Below are 23,785 nucleotides of genomic sequence, written 5' to 3'. Positions count from 1 at the left end.
GCGCGGCCAACGCCGCGCCTTGCTTAGCGCTGTAACAACCGAGCAGTCATGGAATTCATTCGTAGTCGTATCGAAACCCAGATCATGAGCCTGAGCGGCCTGTCCCTCGGCAAGCTTGATCTGGAGAACCCCAAGGGCGATCCCGGTCTGTTCGGCCCGGATTCGGTCAGTTGGCAAGTGCATGGTGACTTCAGCAGCATGTTGATCGGCGGCATCAGCGCCTTGATGCTGCAAGCCCTGCATCCACTGGCGCTGGCCGGGGTCTGGGATCACTCGAACTTCCGTGAGGACATGCTCGGCCGACTGCGCCGTACCGGGCAGTTTATTTCCGGCACTACCTTCGGCTCTCGACAGGACGCCGAGTGGCTGATCGACAAGGTTCGCACCATCCACCTGCAAGTGGTCGGCACCGCGCCCGATGGCCAGCCTTATGCGGCCAGCGACCCGCAGCTGCTGACCTGGGTGCACGTGGCTGAGGTGAGCAACTTCCTCACCGCTCACCTGCGCTACCGCAACCCGAATCTGTCGCCGGCCGATCAGGATCGTTACTACGCGGAAATCGCCGTGGTCGCCGAGCGCCTTGGTGCCCAGGATGTACCGCGTTCACGCCAGGAAATTGCCGACTACCTTGTACGAATCCGCCCACAGTTGGTGTGCGATGAGCGCAGCCACGAAGTGCTGCGCCTACTGCTGGACGCCCCGGCACCGAGCCGTTTGGCCAAGCCCTTCGGTGCGCTGATGATGCAGGCCGGTATCGATTTGTTACCAGACTGGGCGAGCGACATGCTGGGTGTCAGCCAAGGCTCGCTGCAACGCCAATTGATCCGCGCCAGCGTCAACCGCAGTGCGCCGTTGCTGCGCTGGGCGGTGCGCAACGGCTCGGTGCATCGTGCCCGGCGCCGCATGGGTTTGCAGACCTGAGACGGCATGAACAAAACGCGACCGGCCGGTTCGCGATTGGAACCGCTCAGGTTTTGTGTGCAACCATGCGGTCTTGATCGTCAACGCCTCAGGCACGAGCTCCCCGCTTCACAAGGTCGGCCGCGAACCGAGGTGACATCCAACAATAAAGAGGACCTGTGCCATGCAAGACGTCGTAATCGTTGCCGCCACCCGGACCGCTGTGGGTAGTTTCCAGGGTTCGTTGGCGAATATTTCTGCCGTTGATCTGGGCGCTGCGGTGATCGTTCAGTTGCTGGCGCAAACCGGTCTGGACGGTGCGCAGGTCGACGAAGTGATCATGGGCCAGGTCCTCACCGCTGGCGCCGGGCAAAACCCTGCCCGTCAGGCCGCGATCAAGGCCGGCCTGCCTCACGCCGTTCCCGCCATGACCCTGAACAAGGTCTGCGGTTCGGGCCTCAAGGCGCTGCATCTGGCGACCCAGGCCATTCGCTGCGGCGATGCCGAAGTGATCATTGCCGGCGGTCAGGAGAACATGAGCCTGTCCAACTATGTCATGCCCGGCGCACGCACCGGTTTGCGCATGGGCCACGGCCAGATCGTCGACACCATGATCAGCGACGGCTTGTGGGATGCCTTCAACGATTACCACATGGGGATCACCGCGGAAAACCTGGTGGCCAAGTACGACATCAGCCGTGAAGCACAGGATGCGTTCGCCGCAGCCTCGCAACAGAAAGCTGTGGCGGCCATCGAAGCCGGGCGTTTCGTCGATGAAATCACTCCGATCCTGATCCCCCAGCGCAAAGGTGACCCGCTCGCCTTCACCACCGATGAGCAGCCACGGGCCCATACCACGGCGCAATCCCTGAGCAAGCTCAAACCCGCCTTCAAGAAAGACGGCTCGGTCACCGCCGGCAACGCCTCGTCACTGAACGATGGTGCCGCCGCAGTGATTCTGATGAGCGCCGCCAAAGCCCGCGCTCTCGGACTGCCAGTGCTGGCGAAAGTCAGCGCTTATGCCAACGCAGGCGTTGACCCGGCAATCATGGGCATCGGCCCCGTCAGCGCCACACGTCGCTGCCTGGACAAGGCCGGCTGGACGCTGGATCAACTGGACCTGATCGAAGCCAACGAAGCCTTTGCCGCACAAGCATTGGCGGTCGGCAAGGAACTGGGTTGGGATACCAGCAAGGTCAACGTCAATGGCGGCGCCATTGCCCTCGGCCACCCGATCGGTGCCTCAGGCTGCCGTGTGCTGGTGACCCTGCTCCACGAGATGATCAAACGCGATGCGAAAAAAGGCCTCGCAACCTTGTGCATCGGTGGCGGTCAGGGTGTGGCATTGGCGATCGAGCGCTAGTTCTCCCCGCCTTGTAGGAGCGTCGACCGGCTGCTCCTACAGGGGCTGCGGTGAAACTGATAGACTGCCGCGCCCAATCACCTTGCAAGGCGCCCGGCATGTCTTCCTTGAATCAGGCGCTGCGCGCCGCCCTCGATCATCGCAAAGACCTGCTCGCTGAACTGCATCAGCAAGGCACCGACTGCTATCGGTTGTTCCATGGCAGCCAGGAAGGTGCCGGCGGCCTGACCATTGACCGTTACGGCCCGCAACTGCTGGTGCAAAGCTTTCACCAGCCGTTGGAGCGCGACGCACTGCTGCAACTGCATGAAACCATCAATCAGCATCTGGACCTGAACACCCTGCTGGTCTACAACGACCGCTCCCGGGGCAATTCGCGCATCGATCGGGAAGACTCGGTCTACCGTGCCGAAGACGCCGCCCTGGAAGATATGATCGGCCACGAATGGGGTTTGAACTACCGCGTCCGCGGCCGTCATGCCGGACAGGACCCTTTGTTGTTTCTTGATCTGCGTAATGCTCGTGGCTGGGTCAAAGATCACAGCGCCGGTAAAAGCGTACTGAACCTGTTCGCCTACACCTGCGGCGTCGGCTTGAGCGCAGCCGCTGGCGGCGCCAGCGAGGTGTGCAATCTGGACTTTGCCGAGGGCAATCTGGCGGTCGGCCGTGAGAACGGCCAGCTCAATCCACAATTGCCGAAAATGCAGTTCATTCAGTCCGACTATTTTGCAGCGATCCGTCAACTGGCCGGTTTGCCAATCATTCAGCGCCGTCACAAATTGCCGAGCTATCCACGCCTGGAACAGCGCCAATACGACCTGGTCCTGCTCGACCCACCCGCCTGGGCCAAAAGTGCTTTTGGCACCGTTGACCTGTTGCGCGACTATCAAAGCCTGCTCAAACCGGCCCTGCTGAGCACCGCAGAAAATGGCGTACTGATCTGCTGCAACAATCTGGCAAAGGTCAGCATGGACGACTGGCGAGAACAGGTACTGCGCTGTGCTGAAAAGGCCGGGCGTCCGGTGCGCGACTGGCAGGTACTGATCCCGGGCAGCGACTTCCCTTCCATGGATCAGCAACCACCCTTGAAAACGCTGATTCTGCAACTTTGAGTCGCCTGTCAAAATCAGAAAAAATCCTGATAACGGCGATTGCTTTGGAACCGGAAACGCGTGCCATACTCCAACGCACTTCCGATTCAGATAGATGACACCCCAGATGCCCAAAGGATTGATTCGCGCTATTGGCGCCTTGCTGACCGCTCTCGCCCTTTATAGCTTGCTGGGGTTTCTGATATTGCCGGGCATCGCCTTGCGAGTCGTCAATCAACAATTGGCCAACTACGCAACAGTCCCGGCACACATCAATCGGATCGAGCTCAACCCCTTCAGTCTGGAGCTGACCTTGTGGGGTCTGAATATCGGTGAGCCGGGAAAGGAGCAAATCGGCTTCGAACGGTTGTACGCCAATCTGCAGATCGACAGCCTCTGGACCCGTGCACTGCACTTGGCCGATGTCGAGTTGGACAAGCCCAAGACCGAAATCCTGTTCGGCAAAGACGGCAAGCTCAATCTGCTGGGACTGTTCAAACTGCCCGCCAGCGAGCCGACACCTGTCGATCCTCAAGCCAAACCATTCCCGCTGCGCATTGAGCGCATCAAGCTGGCAGGTGGCTATGTGCATTTCCAGGATGCGCGCCCAAGCGAGCCCATCGAATTTCTTTACAACACGCTCGACCTCGAACTGAAAAACCTCAGCACCTTGCCCAATGACAATGCCGACATGACCCTGGTCGCGGCAGGTCCCGAAGGTGGGCATCTCGACTGGACCGGCAATTTCAGCCTGGTGCCGATCGCCTCCGAAGGCACACTGAAAGTCACCGACGGCAAAATGAAAGTCTGGTGGCCGTACGTGCGCGATGCCGTGCCGCTGGTGCTCGAAGACGGAATCCTGAACCTCAGCACTCATTACAAACTCAACCTGGCCAAAGAAACCGAATTGCTGCTCAGCGACACCTCGCTAAGCGTGGCGCCATTTGCAATCAAAGCGCCCGACGGCCGGCCACTGGCACGCCTGGAGCGGCTGGATGTCAGCGAGACCTCGGTCGATCTGCTCAAGCAGCAAGTAATCGTCGGCAAGATCCGCAGCCAGAAACTGGAAACCTGGGCTGCCCGCGAAGCCGATGGTCAACTCGATTGGCAGAAACTCTTTGCCAGCCAACCGGCCAAGCCCGCTACGAAACCGGAGCCTGCCAGTGCTCCGGCAGCAGCCGACTCGCCCAAGCCGGCACCGAGCGCCCCAAACAAACCCTGGAAGGTCCTGTTGAAGGACGTGCAACTACGTAACTACCAGGTCCATTTGGCGGATCGCCAGGCACAACCAGCGGTGGAGCTGGAACTCGGCCCGCTGAATCTGGACCTGCAAAACTTCGACAGCCTCAATCAGTCGCCTTTCACCCTCAAGCTCGATACCGGGCTGGGCAAGCAGGGCAAGATCCAGGCAAGCGGCGAAGTCAATCTGAGCCCGGTCAGTGCCAGGCTGCAGGTGCAGACCAAAGACATCGACCTGCGCGTCGCCCAGTCCTATATCAGTCCATTCATTCGCCTGGAGCTGCGCAGCGGCATGCTTGGCAGTGATCTGGCAGTCAATCTCAAAAGCACCGAGCCGTTGGCGTTCAACGTCACCGGTCGGGCTCAGGTCGATCAGTTGCACACCCTGGATACCTTGAAGACCCGCGACTTCCTCAAGTGGCAGCAATTGGTGCTCGAAGGGTTGAATTACCAACACGGCGACAGCCTGTCGATCACCAAGGTCAACCTGTTACAGCCATACGTGCGCTTCATGATCAACGATGACCGCACCACCAATATCGATGATCTGTTGATCCCGCAGCCAGCTGACAACGGCAGCAAAAGCGCCATTAAACCGGCCGCCACCAGCAACGAAAAACCGCTGGGTATCCATATTGGTGAAATCGCCATCAACGACGGCTCGGCCAACTTCGCCGACTTGAGCCTGACACCAAACTTCGCCACCGCCATTCAACAGCTCAATGGTCAGATCGGCACCATCGACAGCCGCCAGGCAAAGCCGGCGAGCGTCGATATCAAAGGCAAGGTCGACCGTTACGCCCCGGTCACCATCAAAGGCAGCGTGAACCCCTTCGACCCAATGGCGGCGCTGAATATCGCCACCAGCTTCAAACGTGTCGAGCTGACAACCCTGACGCCCTACTCCGGCAAGTTCGCCGGTTTCCGCATTCGCAAGGGCCGACTCAATCTCGACTTGCATTACCTGATCAGCAAAGGTCAGTTGAAAGCCGAAAACAAAATGGTGGTCGAGCAACTGCAACTGGGTGAAAAAGTCGACAGCCCGGATGCCGTAGACCTGCCGATTCGCCTGGCAATCGCACTGCTCAAAGACTCGGACGGAAAAATTTCCATCGAGCTCCCGATAAGCGGTGACTTGAACAATCCCCAGTTCAGCGTGATGCCGGTCATCTGGCAGACCCTGCGCAATCTGGTGCTGCGAGCGGTTGAAGCTCCGTTCAAGTTTATTGGCGGTCTGGTCAGCGGCGGCGGCGGCGGCGGCGGCGGCTCGGAAGATCTCGGCAGCGTGTTGTTCGCTCCAGGCTCCAGTGACCTGAGTAAGGACTCCGAATCGACGTTGACCAAACTGGCCAACGCCCTGAAAGAGCGCCCGGCCCTGAAACTGGAGATTGAAGGCACCAGCGCCCAGAGCAGTGACGGCCCACCGATCGCCGAACAGCGGCTAGAGCGTGAATATCAATACAACTACTACAAAATGCTTCAACGCCGCGGTGAGAAGGTCCCTGCGCAAGCCTCGCTGTTAGAGGTGCCGGACAGCGAAAAGGCGCCGTTGCTCGAAGGCATCTATCGCACCCGCCTGAAAACACAGCCACCGGCCGAATGGACGCAACTGAGCCGCGACGAACGCACGGCAAAGCTGCGTGAGGGTTTGATTAAATTCTGGAGCGAAAGCGACGCTCTCCTACGTCAACTGGGACAAGATCGGGCCAGCAGCATCAAGGACTTTCTGGTGGACAAAGGGCAGTTGGCTGACGATCGGGTTTACTTCATCGACGCTAATCTTGGGCAAGCTCAAAGTGATGGTCGGGTAATCACGCCGCTGCATCTGGACAGCGAGTAAACATGCAAACACGCTTCTTGCTCAGCCTGGCATTGGCCTCTGCCGCCAGCCAGGCTCAGGCCGATACGCTGCGCTTCAAATAAAACAAGCTCCGACACTCAGTGCCGGAGTCTGTAATGACCACGTCTGCATGGCTTTTGGCATGAACCTTGGAGGAATGACAGGCGTACTGCTGGAGCGCCTGTCGTCCCCTTCTCCCAGCCCAGGCGAGAAGCTTGAACCCTACTCGGCTTTCAGACCGTCAGCCGATACGGCTTTTACGCCTTTGATTTTCCTGGTGATATCCACTGCCATTTTTTTCTGTGCGTCGGTTACAAGAACAGTCGAGGACAAAGAAACCACGCCTTTGTTGGTTTCAACTTTGATGTCAGTGCCAGGAATACCTTTCTCGGTTACCAGATCGCTTTTCACTTTAGTCGTGATCCAGGTGTCAGAAGTGACTTCCTTGACCTTCGCCATTTCACCAGCAGCCACAAGCATTGGCGACTGGGTGGTTTGAGTGGTCTGGGCAAAAGCAGCATTGGCCATGGTCAGGGTCAGAGCGGTTGCCGTAGCGGCAGCGATAGCGAACCTCTTCATACGAGTAACTCCTGTTTTTCCAGAAAGCCTGCGCCGTGCTTTGGCGACAGGGTCTAGCAGAGATATAGCAGGCGTTGTGCCAACTCCAGGATAAAAATAAATACTTGAAAATCAATGTATTGAGATATAAGCAAAGTTCCTGAATCGTGCAGATTGCATGACCTGTATGTAATCTGCATGCAAGTTGCGAGTATCACAAAAGTTCCTGACACCCTGAGTTTCTGGCCATTTACGGTTTGATCTAACCTGCTATGAATAGACTGAAACGACTCCGCTGATCACCCTCGGTTCATCTTCGATTTTCCCCATAAGAAGTGCCCTGACTTCACTAGCCGGGGCACTTCTTACTGGTTTACCGGCTTGCGAGAACGCTACGTACCGCTGGCAGCACAACCTTTTGGAGAGTACTCAGGCTCCACAGTGGTAGAGCAGCTCCAGCCCTCGTCGTGTGTGCGGGTGATAGTGATGGTTTTGCTCAGCACAGGGCCCGGAGCATTCAGAATCGTGCAAGCAATTGTGCCTGCACCCGTCGAGGCGGTACCTGATGCGGTCATTGTGCAGTTAGACGTAGTAGCGGTGCCGCCCACCAAGGCTAATGTCGGATCGGTGCCCTGATTGATGATGTCTTCAAATGAAACTTTCAGCGCGGATATCTCTGCCAGACCGGCCGTACTCTTGGCCCGCGCCTGATATTTCGTATAAAGCGGCAACGCAAAGGTGGCCAAAATGCCGATGATCGCGACCACGATCAACAGCTCGATCAAGGTAAACCCTTTTTGACTATTCATAGACAAGCTCCAGGCATTAAGTGAAGTCTGATGACCTATACAGGTCAACGCACAGTGCATGCCAAACACGTTGGGCCTTTGTCTGCGGGTGCGCGAGGCTGCTGGCGCATCGCCCTTATCCCCAGAAACTGCACAAAATGACACTTTTTGTCACTCGCCTGCCGCTGGCTTGCTGATCTGACCGACTACGCTATAAATCAAATCCATCGACTTGCGGGTCAACACCCTGCCAACACGGTGGGGCGAGCCGGGATCGATAAAGTGGTGAGACTGAACGATGGCAGTCAAAGCAGTAAAAGTCAGTGTTTACGCGTGGGAAGGTACCGATAGAAAAGGCACCAAAATGACCGGCGAACTGAGCGGCCATAATCCGCTGCTGATCAAGGCGCAGTTACGCAAGCAAGGCATTAGCCCGGGCAAAGTACGAAAAAAAAACGGCTCGATCTTTAACGCCGGCAAACGCATCAAACCCGTGGATATCGCTCTGTTCACCCGTCAGATGGCGACCATGATGAAAGCCGGAGTACCGTTGCTGCAGTCCTTCGACATCATCGGTGAAGGTTTCGATAACCCCAACATGCGCAAATTGGTGAGCGAGGTGAAACAGGAAGTCGCGGCCGGCAACAGTTTTGCCGCGGCGCTGCGCAAAAAACCGCAGTATTTCGATGACCTGTACTGCAACCTGGTGGACGCCGGTGAGCAGGCCGGAGCTCTGGAAACCTTGTTGGAGCGGGTGGCAACCTACAAGGAAAAAAGTGAAACCCTCAAAGCCAGGACCAAGAAAGCCATGACCTACCCCTTGGCCGTGATCTTCGTCGCGAGCATTGTGACTGGCATTCTGCTGGTCAAGGTGGTCCCGCAATTCCAGACGGTATTTTCAGGTTTAGGTGCGCAACTCCCGGCCTTCACCCAGATGGTCATCGCCCTCTCGGAGTTCATGCAGCAGTGGTGGCTACTGGTGCTGGTCGGGATTGTCGCTGTGGTATTTGGTTTCCGGCATACGCGCAAACGTTCACAACGCTTGCGTGACTGGCTGGACGTCAGCCTGCTAAAACTGCCGCTGGTGGGCACGCTGATGTACAAATCAGCCGTGGCTCGTTATGCCCGCACACTCTCCACCACCTTTGCTGCCGGCGTACCACTGGTGCAAGCTCTGGATTCGGTGGCTGGCGTCACAGGCAATATCGTGTTCACGAATGCGGTCAATCGCATCAGGCAGGATGTCTCGAACGGCATACAGCTGAATTTCTCCATGCGCACTTGCGGCGTCTTCCCGAACATGGCGATCCAGATGACCGCCATTGGCGAAGAATCGGGTGCACTGGACGACATGCTGGAAAAGGTCGCAACTTACTATGAGGGTGAAGTCGACAATATGGTCGATAACCTGACCAGTCTGATGGAGCCGTTCATCATGGTGACTCTTGGCGTTATCGTCGGCGGTCTGGTGGTAGCCATGTACCTGCCCATCTTCCAACTCGGCTCAGCGATCTGAATATGCCCTTGAACGATTTTTTGGCCAACTATCCGCTGGCCTTTGTTGTATCAGTGCTGGTCCTGGGACTGATTATCGGCAGCTTCCTCAACGTGCTGGTCTGGCGCCTGCCAAAAATGCTCGAACGCGAATGGAGGGAGCAAGCCCATGATGTGTTGGGCTTACCGCCAGAGGCGCCAGGCCCGACCTACAACCTGCTGCTGCCCCACTCTCAATGCCCGCACTGCGCTCAGCCGATTCGGGTCTGGGAAAATATCCCCGTCCTCAGCTATCTGCTATTGAGAGGCCGCTGTGCGAAGTGCAAGGCCCCTATCAGCAAACGCTACCCGGTCACCGAACTGGCCTGCGGACTGCTTTCTGCCTTCGTCGCCTGGCATTTCGGTTTTGGCTGGCAGGCGGGGCTGGTATTGATCTTGAGCTGGGGCTTGCTGGCGATGAGCTTGATCGATGCCGACCATCAACTGCTGCCAGATGCCTTGGTTCTACCGATACTTTGGCTGGGCTTGATCGTCAACAGCTTCGGCCTGTTCGTGTCCTTACACGACGCCTTGTGGGGCGCGGTGGCCGGCTACATGAGCCTGTGGTCGGTGTATTGGCTGTTCAAGCTGCTCACTGGCAAGGACGGTATGGGCTTTGGTGACTTCAAGCTCCTGGCGATGCTCGGTGCCTGGGGCGGCTGGCAAATTCTGCCGCTGACGATTCTGCTGTCATCCTTGGCCGGCGCCGTTCTGGGCCTGATTTTGCTGCGCGTGCGTAACGCGCAAACTTCGACGCCAATTCCTTTCGGCCCTTATCTGGCAATTGCCGGCTGGATTGCGTTGCTCTGGGGTGGTCAAATAACCGACTCCTACTTGCAGTCTGTCGGTTTCAAATGACTACCTCTGTTATCAAACCCTGGATTCTTGGCCTGACCGGCGGGATCGGCAGCGGCAAAAGTGCCGCGGCTCAGCACTTCATTGACCTCGGTGTGCATCTGGTCGATGCCGATCATGCCGCTCGTTGGGTTGTCGAGCCGGGGCGTCCGGCACTGGCGAAAATCGCCGAGCACTTCGGTGCGGGCGTGCTGCAAGCGGATGGTCAACTGGATCGTGCGGCGTTGCGCAGGCTGATTTTCGAAGTTCCTGAAGAGCGGCGCTGGCTCGAATCCCTGTTGCACCCACTGATCGGTCAGGAGATCGCCAGTCATTTGGCCAAGGCCCAGTCGCCTTACGCGATTCTGGTGTCGCCGCTATTGGTCGAATCCGGACAGTACGCGCTGGCTCAACGTGTCCTGGTGATCGATGCGCCAGAGCAACTGCAAATCGAGCGAACCCTGCTGCGCGACCAGACCAGCGAGCAACAGGTCCAGGCGATTCTCAAAGTCCAGGCCAGCCGTGAAGAACGCTTGCGCCATGCCGACGATGTACTGGTCAATGACCGCGATCTAAACTGGCTGCACAGCGAGGTCGAACGCCTGCATCACTTTTATCTTACTTTGCGTGGAGGCCAGTCATGAGCCAAACCCTGACCGTCGAATGCCCAACCTGCGGTGCCCCTGTGGAATGGAGCGCAACCAATCTCAACCGGCCGTTCTGCTCGGACCGCTGCAAACTGATCGACCTGGGTGCCTGGGCCGCCGAAGAACACAAGATCCCGGTCAGCCCGGATGCCGAAGACGAGATGTTCTCCGAGGACTTCGATCCTCGTACGCACTAATTAGAAAATCACGGCCGCATAAAACCGTAATCCTGCCCCTCGTCGAGGTTCTCGGCCAGAAACTGCAACTCATCCGCCAGATCCTCGACGCTGCGTATGCCCTTGCTCTGCTGCACCACAGCACTGAGCAAGGCGCGCAGACTCAACCCCGGATCAAAGCCCACTTCTTGCGCCGTATCCAGACTCCTGCGCAGTTCCTGCCTTGCCCATTCGTAGACACTCATGACCGTGCTCCTGAAGATTTTCCAGAGCATGCCGGGAGCCGTGATTTGAGTCCTTGATCCGGATCAAGGTTCTTACTCCCGTGGCCCGTCGTCTTTCCACGGTGCCGACAGGTAGCGCGTGCGATTGAAAGTCTCCAGCCACTCAGGGCAGAACACCACCAGGGCACTCACCACCATGCCGTTGATAAAGGCCTCGGGGAAAATGATCAGCCACAGATAGCCGACAAAATCCTCCAGCCATTCGGGCATGGCGAAGCGCTCGTCGAACCACAGCAAGCCGAGCGCCAGCAACAGACACAACAACGCCGAGAGTGCCGCCGCAAAAAAGCCGGAGCAAAAGATATACACAAAGGGACTACGCGGCTGCGCTCGCTCCACCAGGATCGCACAGCATTCGGTGACCAGCACCGGCAGCAGGATCAACAAAGTGCCGTTGACCCCAACCGCCGCCAGATCCTGACGGCCCAACGCGACCAGCCCGAGTTGCGCGATCAAGCCACCGACGATTGCCAATGGCCAGTCCAGCAACAAGGTCACCGCGGTCATGCCGATAAAGTGGTAAGACACGCCAGTATCGAAGTCCCGTCGCACCAGCCACAAAATGAACAGCGCGAACACCGTACCAAACAGCAAATGCTGACGGCGGCTATCAGTGAACAGCTCGACCCACGGCGAGCGCAGAATCGCCCAGACCAGCACCGGCACGTACAACAACCAGCCGACAGTAAGGGTTTGCGGCGAAAGTAGCCCGGCGCTGATCATGGCCGGGCTCGCGGCAAAGCATCACGCAATAGCGCGGCGCCGGCGTAGCTGCCCTGCTGAACTGACAAAAACTGCACCCGATACTCCTTGATGAGAGATGAGGACCTGACAGACACCCCACTTTACGATCTCTCCATACTTGAGTGCACCTATACGTACAACGCGGCCTGCGGCTTTAACCGCCGTTTGCTCTTTGACCTGGGGGAACAGCCGCAAAAGTCAGGCTTGGCGAACCTGTCAAAAAATTCATGTGGCGGGGAACGGGCTGAAATACGGGCGCCACTAGGATGAGCTCAAGCCTAAAGCTTAAGCCAACAAACATTCTTGCTGGCAGAACCCGAGTATTGGAGATCCCCCATGAAAACCCTTAAAGCGTTGTTGATCGTTACCCTGATGGGCGCGTCTGTGGCTGCGATGGCCGCAGGTGGCAGCGACCGGGTAATGGCCCGGATGGATGCTGCGCGAGATGCCTCGATGGCGCACTACCAGACGTCTGAACATGCCAAGGCTGTAGCGAGCACTCAGAAAGCCGCTTCCAGCGATGTCGAACGCTCAAACTGACAGTGCTTTACCGGTCAAGTCGACTGGGCAGCCGCGTTAATCGCCATGCGCCTGGGGTGTCATGGGATACAGACGGGCAACTGCGCAAACGATGCTTTAACCGAATCGCTGACTCGCCTTGTGGCAGTGGGATTCGGCGAGGAAGAGGCGATGAAATATCGCCTCAGGCCGGGACTGCGGGGTACTCCGAGAGTCCTGGCGATTACCGCAAACACCAGCTAGCCACCGAAAACCAGGCTGGCTATCTTTGACTCCTGGCCCCGTAAATGCGTTGTTGGATAAGCAGTAGAATCAGCGCTGCTGCTGAAAATGCCGCCCCCGCGTAGAAAGCTACCGCGGCGCCGTATACCTGCCAGAGTCCGCCGGCGATGACGCTGGCTAACAGCAAAGCAATCCCGCTGACCAGATTGAACAGTCCAAAGGCTGTGCCTTTAAGATTGGGAGGTGTCGTGTCCGCTACCAGCGTCGCCAGAATGCCTTGACTGAAGCCCATGTGCAGCCCCCACAAGGCGACACCGAGTAGAACCATACTGACGGACCCGGCATAAGCCAACACCACATCTGCAAGAATCAGCAGCACCAGACCGACGCTGAGTAACGCCGTGCGGCTGATACTGTCTGACCATTTTCCAACCGGATAGGCCGACAGCATATAAAACCCCGCCATCACCACCATGACCAGAGGAACCCAGGTAGCAGAGAACCCTAATTGCTGGGCACGCAAGATCAGGAAAGCTTCACTGAAACGCGCAAGGGTGAATGCCGCACCTATGCTCACAACCCACCAATAGTTTTTTGAGAACTGCCTCAATGACCTCATTTGTATGGGCGAGCGGAAATGCCGCGGTACGGCTTCATGCTCCGGCTCATCAATCCCGAAAAAAAGCAGCATGACTGCCAGTACTGCGGGAATCACTGCAAACCACAACACCAGGGAAATATCGTCGGCAAACCAGGCCATCAGAAAAATGGCCAGAATGGGGCCTAAAAAAGCGCCCACGGTATCCATCGACTGACGTAACCCAAAGCACGCACCTCGAATGGCAGGTGGGGCCACATCTGCGACTAACGCATCACGCGGCGCACCGCGGATGCCTTTACCAATCCGGTCGAGGATTCGGGCGGTGAAGACCAGTTCCGCAGAGGCGGCCAGCGGAAATAGCGGTTTTGTAAGCGCCGCAAGACCGTAACCCAAGAGCAACAATTCTTTCCTGCGGCCAATGAAGTCGCTGATTGCTCCAGAAAAGACTTTAACGACCAGTGCTGTAGCCTCCGCCACCCCTTCGATGAGTCCAATAGTCATCACACTGATGCCCAGCGTACCCACCAAAAATACGGGTAAGAGGCTATGCACCAGCTCCGACGACAGATCCATGAACAGGCTGACGAATCCCAACGCCCAGATCGTGCGCGGAATGGCTCGGGTCGAGCTACTTGCAAGTTCGCCCATCTCTTTTCCCCCAGGTGATTAGCCTGATTCCTTTCACTATCACTTGAAACCCTGCACGACATTTACCCATACCACAGCTTAAACGTTTCGACGTGGCTCAATGTCGGCGGCAAGACGATCCGTTGAACACTGACTAACAGTAGGCCTGCTCCCCAGCTATCGCGCCACTACCGCAACGTTTTTGAGAGGACGAAAGGAGTTGTGCTGCCCCCGCCTTTCTGTGACCATCGCCGCCATATATAGGTAGGGGGGGTATGGTATGTCTCATGTAATGGCCGGCAAAGACGAGCTTCTCAAGCGCGTCAAGCGAATCGCCGGGCAGATCCAGGCAGTCGAACGCGCACTGGACTCTGACGATGACTGCGCGAAAACCCTGCATCTGGTGGCTGCAACACGGGGTGCCATCAATGGGCTGATGGACGAAATCATTGAGGCTCATGCCCATGAGCACGTTGCAAACCCGCAGTTAAGCGATGAAGAAAGGGCAAAAGGCGTCGAGGAATTACTTGAAGCCATACGCCGGTATTCAAAATAGGGGGTGTTGAGATGGTTGATCCACAGATGAGTTACACCCATGACCATGTATTTCTCGGTGCGTCACATGATGAGAACGCCAAGCGCACCCTCTGGGTCGTCGCGCTGACGGTCGTCATGATGATTGGGGAAATTACCGCGGGCTATCTGACCGGGTCGATGGCGTTGCTTGCGGACGGCTTTCATATGGCCACGCATGCCGGTGCTCTGGGTATTGCAGCGGCGGCTTATGGTTATGCCAAGCGGCATGCTTCAAGTTCTACCTATAGCTTCGGTACGGGAAAAGTAGGTGACTTGGGGGGATTTGCCTCAGCGCTTGTACTAGGCCTGGTATCCGTCGGGATTGGTGTCGAATCAGTGCTGCGTTTATTCGAACCTGCCAATGTCCAATTCGGTACGGCGACGCTTATTGCAATTGTCGGGCTCATCGTCAATATCGTCAGCGCTCTTCTCCTGTCCGGTAGCCATGACCACCACCATGATCATGCACACGACCATAGCCACGGCGCCCATGGCCAGGACAACAACCTGCGGTCTGCCTACGTCCATGTTCTTGCTGATGCGCTGACGTCTATCCTTGCCATCGCGGCCTTGTTGGCCGGTCGATACCTGGGCTGGGTCTGGCTTGATCCAGCAATGGGCATTGTCGGTGCGCTGGTGATTGCGCGTTGGGCCTGGACGCTGATGCGCGATACCGCAGGGGTCCTGCTCGATAAAACAGATGATCACGTCGCTCAGGAAATTCGCGACATCCTTGATGGCTCTGATGATGCCAAAATTACCGATCTGCATGTATGGCGTGTGGGCCCGCAGGCTCGGGCCGCGATTGTAAGCGTCCTGGCGAGCCCGGCTATCAACGCAGACATTATTCGAGAGCGACTGGCAGCGGTTCATGAGGTGACTCACCTGACCGTGGAATACCGTAGCTTCTAGAGCATCATGCCACCGGGCTACCCAGTGGCATTCCAATCCTGAATAACCCGCGTGTTAATCAACCGCTTCGTTGCCGGATGCATCGTCACCTGCGTCGAGCCGGTAACCCACGCCTGCAATTGTAATGATCAGAGAGTGATCAAACCCTTCGTCCAGCTTGCGACGCAAGCGATAGATATGTTTATCGATGACGTTGTCATTGGGATCAAACTCATAGTCCCAGGCGCTCTCAAGCAACATCATGCGGGACACGACTTCACCGCTGTGACGCATGAGTTTTTCCAGGATCAAGGTTTCACGATAGGCTAGAGCAATGGTTCGTCCCTGACGCGTTGCCTGGCGCACAGCACAGTCGAGGTACAGGTCACCGACCCTCAGACTGCGCGCAGGCCCTGGTTGCTGATCGCGAGTACGCAGCAAGGCATCCAGCCGAGCCAGGACTTCGACAAAAGCATAAGGTTTAGCCAGATAATCGTCGCAGCCAGCCTGCAAGCCTTCGACTCGCTGTTGAGTCGAGGCCAGCGCACTGAGCATCAGCACCGGCATGGCAATGTGCTGGCGGCGCAACTCCCGGACCACCGCCAAGCCGTCCATACCCGGCAGACGTCTATCGATAATCAACGCATCGTAGATACCTTCCAGCGCCAAGGCCAAACCGGTTGGGCCATCTTCGGCCGCATCAACGATATGCCCGCTCTCACTCAATCCGCGTACCAGATAGCTTGCCGCACGAGCATCGTCCTCAATCACCAGGATGCGCATGCAGACCTCCGAGTCTGCGCAGCTAAACTTTCTTTCATGTTGCCGCGACCTTTGCGTCTATGTCGATTTGGCACACTATGCCATCAACCCGGTCGAGAGCCAGTGCCACGACCTGCAAACATCAACTACAGAGTTGCGCTTAACGCTTATGACCCATGTATTGGTTGTTGAGGATGACCCCGTCACCTCTCGCGAGATAGAAGCAGCCCTCCAGGATCACGGCTTCGACGTGACACTGGTCGACAATGGCCGAGACGGTTTGCTGCAAGCAATCAGCGATACATTCGACATTATCATCCTGGACCGCATGCTACCTGGCGCTCTGGATGGCTTGGGCATGCTCACCGCTTTACGCGCCTCGGGCATTTCCACGCCAGTACTGATTCTGAGCGCCTTAAGCGCACTGGATGATCGGGTCAAAGGCCTTCGCGCAGGGGGTGACGACTATCTGACCAAACCCTTCGAGTTCATCGAGTTGACCGCCCGTCTGGATGCACTGAGCCGACGACGCGTCCTGCAACCGGGTCAGGACCGCGAGAACCGTCTGCGCGTTGGCAATCTTGACCTTGACCTGCTGCGCCGCTCAGTACGGCGTGGAGAACGGCAAATTGATTTGCTGCCCCGTGAATACGCCTTGCTTGAATACCTGGCGCAGCACGCAGGACAAGTTGTGACCCGCACGATGTTGTTCGAGGCGGTGTGGAACTACAGCTACGACGAACGTACCAACGTCATCGAAGTCCATATTGGTCGCCTGCGCCGCAAGATTGATAGCGATGGCGAAGCACCCATGCTCCAAACCATTCGCGGGGCCGGCTATGTTCTCCGTTCACCTGAGTGAAATTCCACGCACCATCAGCTTCCGCACCGCACTGATGTTTCTGGCGCTGTTCGGGTTCTCGTTTTTGGCCTTGTTTGGTTATATTTACTGGCAAACCACTGGGTATCTCATATCCGAAGTGGACACCGCCCTGTATCACGAGATGGATAACCGCAGCCAACAGACGCCCGTCTTGCGCCAGCAGGAAATCCTCAAACATACCGAGCAGGATCCGGACGGGCGACTCCCTTACACATTGTTCAATACCCAAGGCAAGCCCATCGCTGGAGCGTTACAGTCCTTACCTCGATTGCGCGACTATGACAAACCCACTGAATTTGTCTGGGATAAAGTCAAAGGCCACGACCGGCCTGTGCGCTTTATTGCCCATCACCTGGAAGATGGCACAACCTTGCTGATAGGCCAGGACATCCACGACATCCGTGAGTTCGACGAACTATTGATCAAGGCCCTGATCTCCGGGGGAGCACTGTTATTGGTAGTAGGCCTGCTCGGTGCCATTGCACTGGGTTATTCCGCCCGGCGACGCCTGGATGCCCTCAGTCGGTCCATAAAGAAAATTGTCGAAGGCGATCTAAGCCGACGTCTTCCCACACGTGGCAACCGCGACGACATCGATCGTATCGCCAGTGTGGTGAACGGCATGCTTGATGCGCTTGAACGGTTGATGAGTGAAGTAAAAGGTGTCTGCGATGATATAGCCCATGATTTACGCACACCGCTTACCCGCCTGATCGCTGGACTGGAGCGTGCACAGCGACGCAACCTGAGCCAAGAGGAATATGCCAGCGCCATCGATTCCGCCATTGAGGAAGCGAAGGGCTTGATGCAAACCTTCCGCGCCCTGCTGCGTATATCGGAAATCGAAGGCAGTGCCCGTCGTAGCAACTTTACCCAGGTCGATCTCAACAGGATTGGCGCCGATGCCACCGAGCTTTTCGAGCCTCTGGCTGAAGAGCGTGGCATGACCCTGGAATTCATTCCCAGCTCAGTGCCCGCCAACCTGTCGGGTGACCCTCAGCTATTATTCGATGCGGCCTGCAACTTACTCGATAACGCCATCAAGTTCTCTGCGCCTGACGGTCATGTTCGCGTCAATATTATTGCCGATGAGACCCGTAGCGGGCTAAGCGTTAGCGACAATGGTCCGGGCATACCGGAGGCCGAGCGAGAGGCCGTGTTCCGACGCCTTTATCGCTCAGAGTCCAGCCGCCACACGGTAGGAAATGGACTGGGTTTAAGTATGGTTTCGGCAATTGCGCGATTACATGACATGTCGCTCAAAGTTCATGATGCACAACCGGGTTGCCGGATTGATCTGATAGGAAAAGCACTGTCAGCTTGAGTGATCGACATCGATAGAAACGGCGTTATATGTACTGGCTAAACCATTAGCACGATTAGCCATGCTCATCGTGCGTTATTGGGTATCCGTCCAGATCGCCACCCTACACGGCGCATATGCCTGGCTATGTTCAGTGTCGCCCTGCACTTGACCACCGATCACTTTAACACCCGCTGTAGAAGCCTTAGATCTTGCGCAAGACATAGACTCGCCACATGGAGTACAGCGGGATGAAATCCAGTCGTTCCTGAATTCGAAACCCCGCCTTTATGAACTCAGCCTCCGCTACCGCCTTAGGAATAACGAGTCGGTTCTGATGTTCCAGTCCATCTCCTCTGGCGCGCCGCCGCTGCTCATGGTGCTTGCGCCGCCAGGATTTGAAGTTACCGTCTACCCACAAGGAAATAATTACCGCATCCCGGGTAACTCGATAAAACTCGGTAAGCATGCCCAATCGATGTTGCGGTTCGCCGACGTGGTGTAATAAACGCATGCTGAAAATACAATCGACCGAATTGTCGGGCAAATCGATATCAACTGCGGATGCTTGTAACGTCCGCACGCGCTTTGCAATGTGCGCAGGCTGAGAGGCGTAAGCGGCCTGAATCATTTCACCCGAGTTGTCCGCTCCAATGATGATCCTGTTCTGTTTCTGCGCAAGCAATGACCAAAATCTTCCGGTGCCACAAGGAAGATCAAGAACGAGCCCGGGTTCGCCAGCCAGCGCCAATGCCTTGCGAGCCAGTTGTTCATCCCGCCAGTGCGACAACCTGCGAGCAAGCCCGGCCTGATACGCCAACAAGTATTGTTGCGCATGTTCCAGGACGTTTTTTTCAAAAAGCTTAAGCTTGATTGGGCTGCTCATAATGCCCTCCGGCCACTCATGAACCGAAGGCTAAGCATTTAAAAGTCTCCAAGAGGTCCATACATTGTGAAAAACTTGTTCACCCTCTGTTTTCAGGCACCTCCTTCACGACACTGCTCGAGCGGGTCGTGCCTGGTACCCGGCTTTTCAAAAACGCGGCGAAGCCAGGCAGCAAGTGCCCGACAGACTTTATTCCTTCGGACCACATTTGGACGCTAAGCTTGGCATATGGATGACTCAGATTATTTGCGCCTGCTCACCATCGCGGCCGAACAAGCCAACGCGTTTCTGTCCAATGCCCGCAAATGGGAGCGTGAGCGTTGGGTCTGCCAGCGCCTGCTGCAAGGCTTGAATATCCCCTATCGTGCCGACGAATTCGCTCCCGCCGGAGAGCCGCCGGACGTGCTGTTTCGTGACGCCAGTTTCGAGGTGTTCTTCGTGCTCGATGAAGGACGACGACTGAACGACGAATGGCGCGACGAACTGCAACGCCGACGCAGTGCGTTTTCCCTGAGCCAGCTGGTGCGCCGCGAAGCCAAACCCCGGCGCATTCCTGCCAACGAGTTCCTGCTGCGACTGGCGCCGACCCTGCGTAAAAAAGCCCATAACTACAAAGAACGCGGCATGGAGCTGGGCGAGCTGGACATCATCGCCTTCGCCAGCCTCAAACGTGAAGTGCTCGACCTCAACAGCCACTTCCCGCCGCCGACCGAATACCTGCGCCAGGGCTGGCGTTCACTGTCGCTGGTCGGTCCGACCTTTGCCCGCGTGCTGTTTGCCCACCCGGACGCCCCCGACTTCCTGCGCAACAACCTGGGACGCAGCATCGTTTTCGACGTCGGTATCAGCCTGTGAGCCCGCAGCAGGAGCTGATCGCCGAGCGAGGGCATGGCGCAATCACTGCCCGAGTGTTACAAAGCGCAATCATTCGCCTGGACGACAGCGTGCGCGTCGAACCCCTGACTGCGAGCGGCTATGCTCCCTTCATTGCCGGATAGCTTGGCAACATGGCTCCGCGTTGTAGCTTCAACACATTTAGCAACGTCTACCTGACGAGGCCCGATATGACCAGCCGCCTGAAACCCGACGACCAGCAGCACGTCGAAGAGTACCTGCAACTGCCCCAGAACCGAGTCGAGCGCCGGCCATTCCGGCCGTGGATGCTCCTGGTGGTGGTACTGGCAGTGACTATTGGCCTGGGCCTGTTGAGCCGACTTGTGAGTTACCTGACGCTATGAGCTGCCTCGCGCTCGCTCGGGTAACTGCACCGATTTCTTTTAGCCTTGCGAGATATCCCCATGACTCATCGTATTGTCATCGTTGGCGGCGGCGCCGGCGGTCTGGAGTTGGCTACCCGTCTGGGTAAGACTCTGGGCAAGCGTGGTACGGCCAGTGTAATGCTGGTCGACGCGAACCTGACCCACATCTGGAAACCGCTGCTGCATGAAGTGGCCGCCGGCTCCCTGAACTCTTCCGAAGACGAACTCAACTATGTCGCCCAGGCAAAATGGAACCACTTCGAGTTCCAGCTAGGGCGCATGAGCGGGCTCGATCGGGCACAGAAGAAAATCCAGCTGGCCGCTACCTACGACGAAAACGGCCTGGAACTGGTGCCGGCCCGCGAGGTGGGTTACGACTCGCTGGTGATCTCGGTCGGCAGCACCACCAACGATTTCGGTACTCAAGGCGCAGCGCAACACTGCCTGTTCCTGGACACCCGAAAACAGGCCGAACGCTTCCATCAGCAATTGCTCAACCACTACCTGCGCGCCCATGCCGGTCAATCCGATACAGTCCAGCAAATCAGCGTGGCCATCGTCGGTGCCGGTGCTACCGGTGTCGAGCTGGCGGCCGAACTGCACAACGCGGCCCATGAACTGGCGGCCTACGGTCTGGACCGCATTCTTCCGGAAAACATGTACATCACCCTGATCGAAGCCGGCCCTCGAGTACTGCCAGCGCTGCCGGAACGGATTGGCGGCCCGGTGCATAAAACCCTGGAGAAACTCGGCGTCACCGTACTGACCAACGCGGCGGTCAGCGAGGTGACTGCCGATACGCTGATCACCAGCAGTGGCCAGGAGATCAAGGCCAGCCTGAAAGTCTGGGCCGCCGGGATTCGCGCGCCGGGTTTCCTCAAGGATATCGACGGCCTGGAAACCAACCGGATCAACCAGCTGCAAGTACTGCCGACCCTGCAAACCACCCGCGACGAAAACATCTTCGCCTTCGGCGACTGTGCGGCCTGCCCGCAACCGGGCACAGACCGCAACGTTCCGCCACGGGCACAGGCTGCGCACCAGCAAGCGTCGTTGCTGGCCAAGTCGCTGAAGCTGCGGATCGAAGGCAAGCCGCTACCGGAGTACAAGTACACCGACTACGGCTCGCTGATCTCGTTGTCGCGCTTTTCGGCTGTGGGTAACCTGATGGGCAACCTGACCGGCACCGTCATGCTCGAAGGCTGGCTGGCACGGATGTTCTACGTGTCGCTATACCGCATGCACCAGGTGGCGCTGTACGGTCCGTTCCGCACGGCAATGCTGATGCTGGGCAGCAAGATTGGCCGTGGGACTGAACCGCGTCTGAAACTGCACTGATAAAGCCAATAAGGTGGGAGCGAGCAAGCTCGCTCCCACATTTTTTTATCGCTCAAATTTACACCTGAAAGCGCCGTACCATGCCCTGCAACGCGTTGGCCAGCTGCGACAGTTCATGGCTGGAAGTGCTGGTCTGATCCGCACCCGCCGCAGAACGCATCGACAAATCACGGATGTTCACCAGATTGCGATCCACTTCCCGCGCCACTTGCGCCTGTTCTTCGGCGGCACTGGCGATCACCAGATTGCGCTCGTGAATTTCATGCACCGACGCTGTGATGGTTTGCAGGGCTTCGCCTGCCCGCTCGGCCAGTACCCGCGTACTGGCGGCACGGGAGGCACTGGCCTGCATGGACTCGAGTGCCAGGCTCGACCCGTTGCGCATGCCCTGCACCATCTGCTCGATTTCCTGAGTCGATTGCTGTGTGCGATGCGCCAGCGCGCGTACTTCATCGGCCACCACTGCAAAACCTCGCCCGCTCTCCCCCGCACGTGCGGCTTCGATCGCGGCATTTAGCGCCAACAGGTTGGTTTGCTCGGCAATGGCGCGAATCACATCCAGCACCTTGCCGATGTCCTGTGATTGGTTGGCCAGCGACTGCACCAGTTCACCGGTGTGCTGCACATCGCTGGCCAAGGCGCTGATGGCACTGGCGGTTTCGCTGACCCGCTCCTGGCCCAGATGCGCCGACTCACTGGACTGGCGAGTCGCATCGGAAGTCGACACCGCATTGCGCGCGACTTCTTCCACGGCGGTGGTCATTTCGTTGACTGCGGTCGCCGCCTGTTCGATCTCGTTGTTCTGCTGTTGCAGTCCCTGAGTGCTGTCGAGGGTCACCGCGTTCAACTCATCCGCCGCCGTGGTCAATTGCGTGGCCGAACTGCTGATGCCTTGCAGGGTTTCCCGCAGGTTCTGCTGCATGGTCGCCAGCGCCTTGAGCAAACGGCTGACTTCGTCGTTGCCATGGGTTTCGATGGCCCGTGTCAGGTCGCCCCGCGCCACGTTTTCGGCTGCATTCAGGGCTTCGGTCAGAGGGCGCACGATGCTGCGGGTCAGCAACATGGCGAGTCCGACGGTGGCCAGAGCGGCCAGACCGATGAACAGGCTGACAATCAGGCGCGAGGTTTCGTAATGCGCTGCGGAGTTCTGGCTTTCAGTGGCGACCTGTTTGGCGAACAGTTCTGCCAGGTCATTGAGCTGCTTGCCGGAACCGTCGACCACGGTTTTCATGTCGACCAGCAGCAGCTTGGTCAGCTCGTCACGCCGACCTTGCTCGGCCAGGACGAAGGACTGGGCGATGCCCGAACGATAGGCCAGGAAGGCTTTTTTGAACTGCTCATACAACCCTTTGCCTTCGGCGGTGGTGACCAGCTTATCGTAGGCGGCGATCTTGTCGCTCAGCTCCTTGTCGCGGGTGTCCATCTGGCTGCGGTACTGCGTAATGTTCTTCAGATCCGGATCCAGGGCCATGCGCAGGGAAATGGTACGGATGCGCAACATGATCTCGCGGATCTCGTCGCCGCCACGAATGCTCGGCAGCCATTGGTTCTCTACCGCGACCTCACTGTCGCGAATACTCGACATCTGTCCCAGTGCAAACACGCCGAGCAAGGCGACCAGCACTGCAATAAGGGCAAATCCCAACGCTGCGCGAGGAGCGATATTCAACTGACGAAGCAACATAACGAGCGCCCTTTTTCTTGTCGTGGCTTGAGTAAAGGGGCGTTACTGCGGCAGTCCCCCGTCAACTCGTTATCGGCAAGTTGTACGATGACTGAAGGCGACGGAGATTTTTCAACAGCCAAAAAAAATCCCCGTATCTTTCGATACGAGGATTTTTAATATGGTCGGGGTAAGGGGATTCGAACTCCTGACATCCTGCTCCCAAAGCAGGCGCGCTACCGGACTGCGCTATACCCC

24 protein-coding genes and 2 pseudogenes are annotated in these 23,785 nt (G+C 57.5%); 17 read left to right on the top strand and 9 right to left on the bottom strand.

Going from position 1 to position 23,785, the window contains the following annotated elements; all coding sequences use genetic code 11:
* Window positions 1-48 precede the first annotated feature (48 nt).
* From AC07UI_RS28630 to AC07UI_RS28615, 4 genes are all read left to right on the top strand, one after another.
* Entirely contained in the window at window positions 49-921 is an 873-nt protein-coding gene (locus AC07UI_RS28630; RefSeq protein WP_494995664.1) for an oxygenase MpaB family protein, read from the top strand.
* 163 nt (window positions 922-1,084) lie between these two features.
* The gene (locus tag AC07UI_RS28625) at window positions 1,085-2,263 is read left to right on the top strand and encodes an acetyl-CoA C-acetyltransferase (protein ID WP_494995663.1); all 1,179 of its coding nucleotides are present in this window, start codon (window positions 1,085-1,087) and stop codon (window positions 2,261-2,263) included.
* 98 nt (window positions 2,264-2,361) lie between these two features.
* Window positions 2,362-3,375, top strand: coding sequence for a class I SAM-dependent rRNA methyltransferase (locus tag AC07UI_RS28620; RefSeq protein WP_494995662.1), 1,014 nt, complete (start codon window positions 2,362-2,364; stop codon window positions 3,373-3,375).
* 106 nt (window positions 3,376-3,481) lie between these two features.
* On the top strand, window positions 3,482-6,433 hold the full coding sequence (locus AC07UI_RS28615) for a DUF748 domain-containing protein (RefSeq protein ID WP_494995661.1): 2,952 nt from the start codon (window positions 3,482-3,484) through the stop codon (window positions 6,431-6,433).
* Window positions 6,434-6,655: 222 nt separating this feature from the next.
* Here the strand turns inward: AC07UI_RS28615 and AC07UI_RS28610 are convergent, their stop codons facing one another.
* Together AC07UI_RS28610 and AC07UI_RS28605 are read right to left on the bottom strand one after the other, a co-directional pair.
* Entirely contained in the window at window positions 6,656-7,012 is a 357-nt protein-coding gene (locus tag AC07UI_RS28610; protein ID WP_494995660.1) for a BON domain-containing protein, read from the bottom strand.
* A gap of 371 nt (window positions 7,013-7,383) precedes the next feature.
* Window positions 7,384-7,800, bottom strand: coding sequence for a pilin (locus AC07UI_RS28605; protein WP_494995659.1), 417 nt, complete (start codon window positions 7,798-7,800; stop codon window positions 7,384-7,386).
* A gap of 277 nt (window positions 7,801-8,077) precedes the next feature.
* Here AC07UI_RS28605 and AC07UI_RS28600 point away from each other — a divergent pair, with 277 nt between their 5' ends.
* Genes AC07UI_RS28600 through yacG form a run of 4 tightly spaced genes read left to right on the top strand, consistent with a single transcriptional unit; the run spans window position 8,078 to window position 10,990 of the window.
* Entirely contained in the window at window positions 8,078-9,295 is a 1,218-nt protein-coding gene (locus AC07UI_RS28600) for a type II secretion system F family protein (RefSeq protein ID WP_494995658.1), read from the top strand.
* Window positions 9,296-9,297: 2 nt separating this feature from the next.
* Window positions 9,298-10,170 (top strand): prepilin peptidase, encoded by an 873-nt coding sequence (locus tag AC07UI_RS28595; RefSeq protein WP_494995657.1) that lies wholly within the window; start codon window positions 9,298-9,300, stop codon window positions 10,168-10,170.
* Complete coding sequence (coaE, locus tag AC07UI_RS28590; protein ID WP_494995656.1) at window positions 10,167-10,790, top strand: dephospho-CoA kinase; 624 nt, start codon at window positions 10,167-10,169, stop codon at window positions 10,788-10,790. Before AC07UI_RS28595 ends, coaE begins: the two co-directional genes overlap by 4 nt.
* Entirely contained in the window at window positions 10,787-10,990 is a 204-nt protein-coding gene (gene yacG, locus AC07UI_RS28585; protein ID WP_494995655.1) for a DNA gyrase inhibitor YacG, read from the top strand. The genes coaE and yacG overlap by 4 nt, the downstream gene beginning before the upstream one ends.
* Before the next feature lie 8 nt (window positions 10,991-10,998).
* Here yacG and AC07UI_RS28580 read toward each other — a convergent pair whose 3' ends face one another.
* Both AC07UI_RS28580 and AC07UI_RS28575 read right to left on the bottom strand, forming a co-directional pair.
* Complete coding sequence (locus AC07UI_RS28580; RefSeq protein WP_494995654.1) at window positions 10,999-11,214, bottom strand: hypothetical protein; 216 nt, start codon at window positions 11,212-11,214, stop codon at window positions 10,999-11,001.
* A gap of 72 nt (window positions 11,215-11,286) precedes the next feature.
* The gene (locus AC07UI_RS28575; RefSeq protein WP_494995653.1) at window positions 11,287-11,976 is read right to left on the bottom strand and encodes an energy-coupling factor ABC transporter permease; all 690 of its coding nucleotides are present in this window, start codon (window positions 11,974-11,976) and stop codon (window positions 11,287-11,289) included.
* A 357-nt stretch (window positions 11,977-12,333) separates the two neighbouring features.
* On the opposite strand from AC07UI_RS28575, the gene AC07UI_RS28570 reads away from it, so the two are divergent.
* Complete coding sequence (locus AC07UI_RS28570) at window positions 12,334-12,537, top strand: co-regulatory protein PtrA N-terminal domain-containing protein (protein ID WP_494995652.1); 204 nt, start codon at window positions 12,334-12,336, stop codon at window positions 12,535-12,537.
* Window positions 12,538-12,778: 241 nt separating this feature from the next.
* Here AC07UI_RS28570 and AC07UI_RS28565 read toward each other — a convergent pair whose 3' ends face one another.
* Window positions 12,779-13,987 carry an MFS transporter gene (locus AC07UI_RS28565; RefSeq protein ID WP_494995651.1) on the bottom strand — a complete coding sequence of 403 codons (1,209 nt, stop codon included), beginning with the start codon at window positions 13,985-13,987 and terminating at the stop codon, window positions 12,779-12,781.
* A 259-nt stretch (window positions 13,988-14,246) separates the two neighbouring features.
* Here AC07UI_RS28565 and AC07UI_RS28560 point away from each other — a divergent pair, with 259 nt between their 5' ends.
* Together AC07UI_RS28560 and dmeF are read left to right on the top strand one after the other, a co-directional pair.
* The gene (locus AC07UI_RS28560) at window positions 14,247-14,522 is read left to right on the top strand and encodes a metal/formaldehyde-sensitive transcriptional repressor (RefSeq protein WP_494995650.1); all 276 of its coding nucleotides are present in this window, start codon (window positions 14,247-14,249) and stop codon (window positions 14,520-14,522) included.
* A gap of 11 nt (window positions 14,523-14,533) precedes the next feature.
* On the top strand, window positions 14,534-15,454 hold the full coding sequence (dmeF, locus tag AC07UI_RS28555) for a CDF family Co(II)/Ni(II) efflux transporter DmeF (RefSeq protein WP_494995649.1): 921 nt from the start codon (window positions 14,534-14,536) through the stop codon (window positions 15,452-15,454).
* Between the two features lie 54 nt (window positions 15,455-15,508).
* On the opposite strand, the gene AC07UI_RS28550 is transcribed toward dmeF, so the two are convergent.
* Window positions 15,509-16,216: a response regulator transcription factor gene (locus AC07UI_RS28550; RefSeq protein WP_494995648.1), complete on the bottom strand. Its 708-nt coding sequence runs from the start codon at window positions 16,214-16,216 to the stop codon at window positions 15,509-15,511.
* 148 nt (window positions 16,217-16,364) lie between these two features.
* Between AC07UI_RS28550 and AC07UI_RS28545 the strand changes: the two genes are divergently transcribed.
* Both AC07UI_RS28545 and AC07UI_RS28540 read left to right on the top strand, forming a co-directional pair.
* Complete coding sequence (locus tag AC07UI_RS28545; RefSeq protein ID WP_494995693.1) at window positions 16,365-17,057, top strand: response regulator transcription factor; 693 nt, start codon at window positions 16,365-16,367, stop codon at window positions 17,055-17,057.
* Window positions 17,035-18,402, top strand: a complete 1,368-nt coding sequence (locus AC07UI_RS28540) for a sensor histidine kinase (protein ID WP_494995647.1) — start codon at window positions 17,035-17,037, stop codon at window positions 18,400-18,402. Before AC07UI_RS28545 ends, AC07UI_RS28540 begins: the two co-directional genes overlap by 23 nt.
* Before the next feature lie 184 nt (window positions 18,403-18,586).
* Here AC07UI_RS28540 and AC07UI_RS28535 read toward each other — a convergent pair whose 3' ends face one another.
* Window positions 18,587-19,267, bottom strand: coding sequence for a class I SAM-dependent methyltransferase (locus tag AC07UI_RS28535; RefSeq protein ID WP_494995646.1), 681 nt, complete (start codon window positions 19,265-19,267; stop codon window positions 18,587-18,589).
* A gap of 228 nt (window positions 19,268-19,495) precedes the next feature.
* Between AC07UI_RS28535 and AC07UI_RS28530 the strand changes: the two genes are divergently transcribed.
* The 4 genes and pseudogenes from AC07UI_RS28530 to AC07UI_RS28515 all read left to right on the top strand — a co-directional run bounded on the left by AC07UI_RS28530 (window position 19,496) and on the right by AC07UI_RS28515 (window position 21,864).
* Entirely contained in the window at window positions 19,496-20,122 is a 627-nt protein-coding gene (locus AC07UI_RS28530) for a DUF1780 domain-containing protein (protein WP_494995645.1), read from the top strand.
* A 20-nt stretch (window positions 20,123-20,142) separates the two neighbouring features.
* A pseudogene (locus tag AC07UI_RS28525) lies at window positions 20,143-20,265 on the top strand (MOSC domain-containing protein); the annotation flags it as partial.
* 66 nt (window positions 20,266-20,331) lie between these two features.
* Entirely contained in the window at window positions 20,332-20,505 is a 174-nt protein-coding gene (locus tag AC07UI_RS28520; protein ID WP_494995644.1) for a DUF3094 family protein, read from the top strand.
* Between the two features lie 60 nt (window positions 20,506-20,565).
* Entirely contained in the window at window positions 20,566-21,864 is a 1,299-nt protein-coding gene (locus AC07UI_RS28515) for an NAD(P)/FAD-dependent oxidoreductase (protein ID WP_494995643.1), read from the top strand.
* A gap of 58 nt (window positions 21,865-21,922) precedes the next feature.
* Here AC07UI_RS28515 and AC07UI_RS28510 read toward each other — a convergent pair whose 3' ends face one another.
* Both AC07UI_RS28510 and AC07UI_RS28505 read right to left on the bottom strand, forming a co-directional pair.
* Window positions 21,923-22,786 (bottom strand): methyl-accepting chemotaxis protein, encoded by an 864-nt coding sequence (locus AC07UI_RS28510; protein ID WP_494995692.1) that lies wholly within the window; start codon window positions 22,784-22,786, stop codon window positions 21,923-21,925.
* Window positions 22,778-23,548: pseudogene (locus AC07UI_RS28505) on the bottom strand (MCP four helix bundle domain-containing protein); the annotation flags it as partial. The gene AC07UI_RS28510 and the pseudogene AC07UI_RS28505, both read right to left, overlap by 9 nt.
* Between the last annotated feature and the right edge of the window lie 237 nt (window positions 23,549-23,785).

The sequence above is a fragment of the Pseudomonas sp. GW821-FHT04C07 genome (assembly GCF_059420325.1).
Note: the sequence above shows the minus strand (reverse complement) of the source record. Positions and strands in the feature narration are given on the sequence as shown.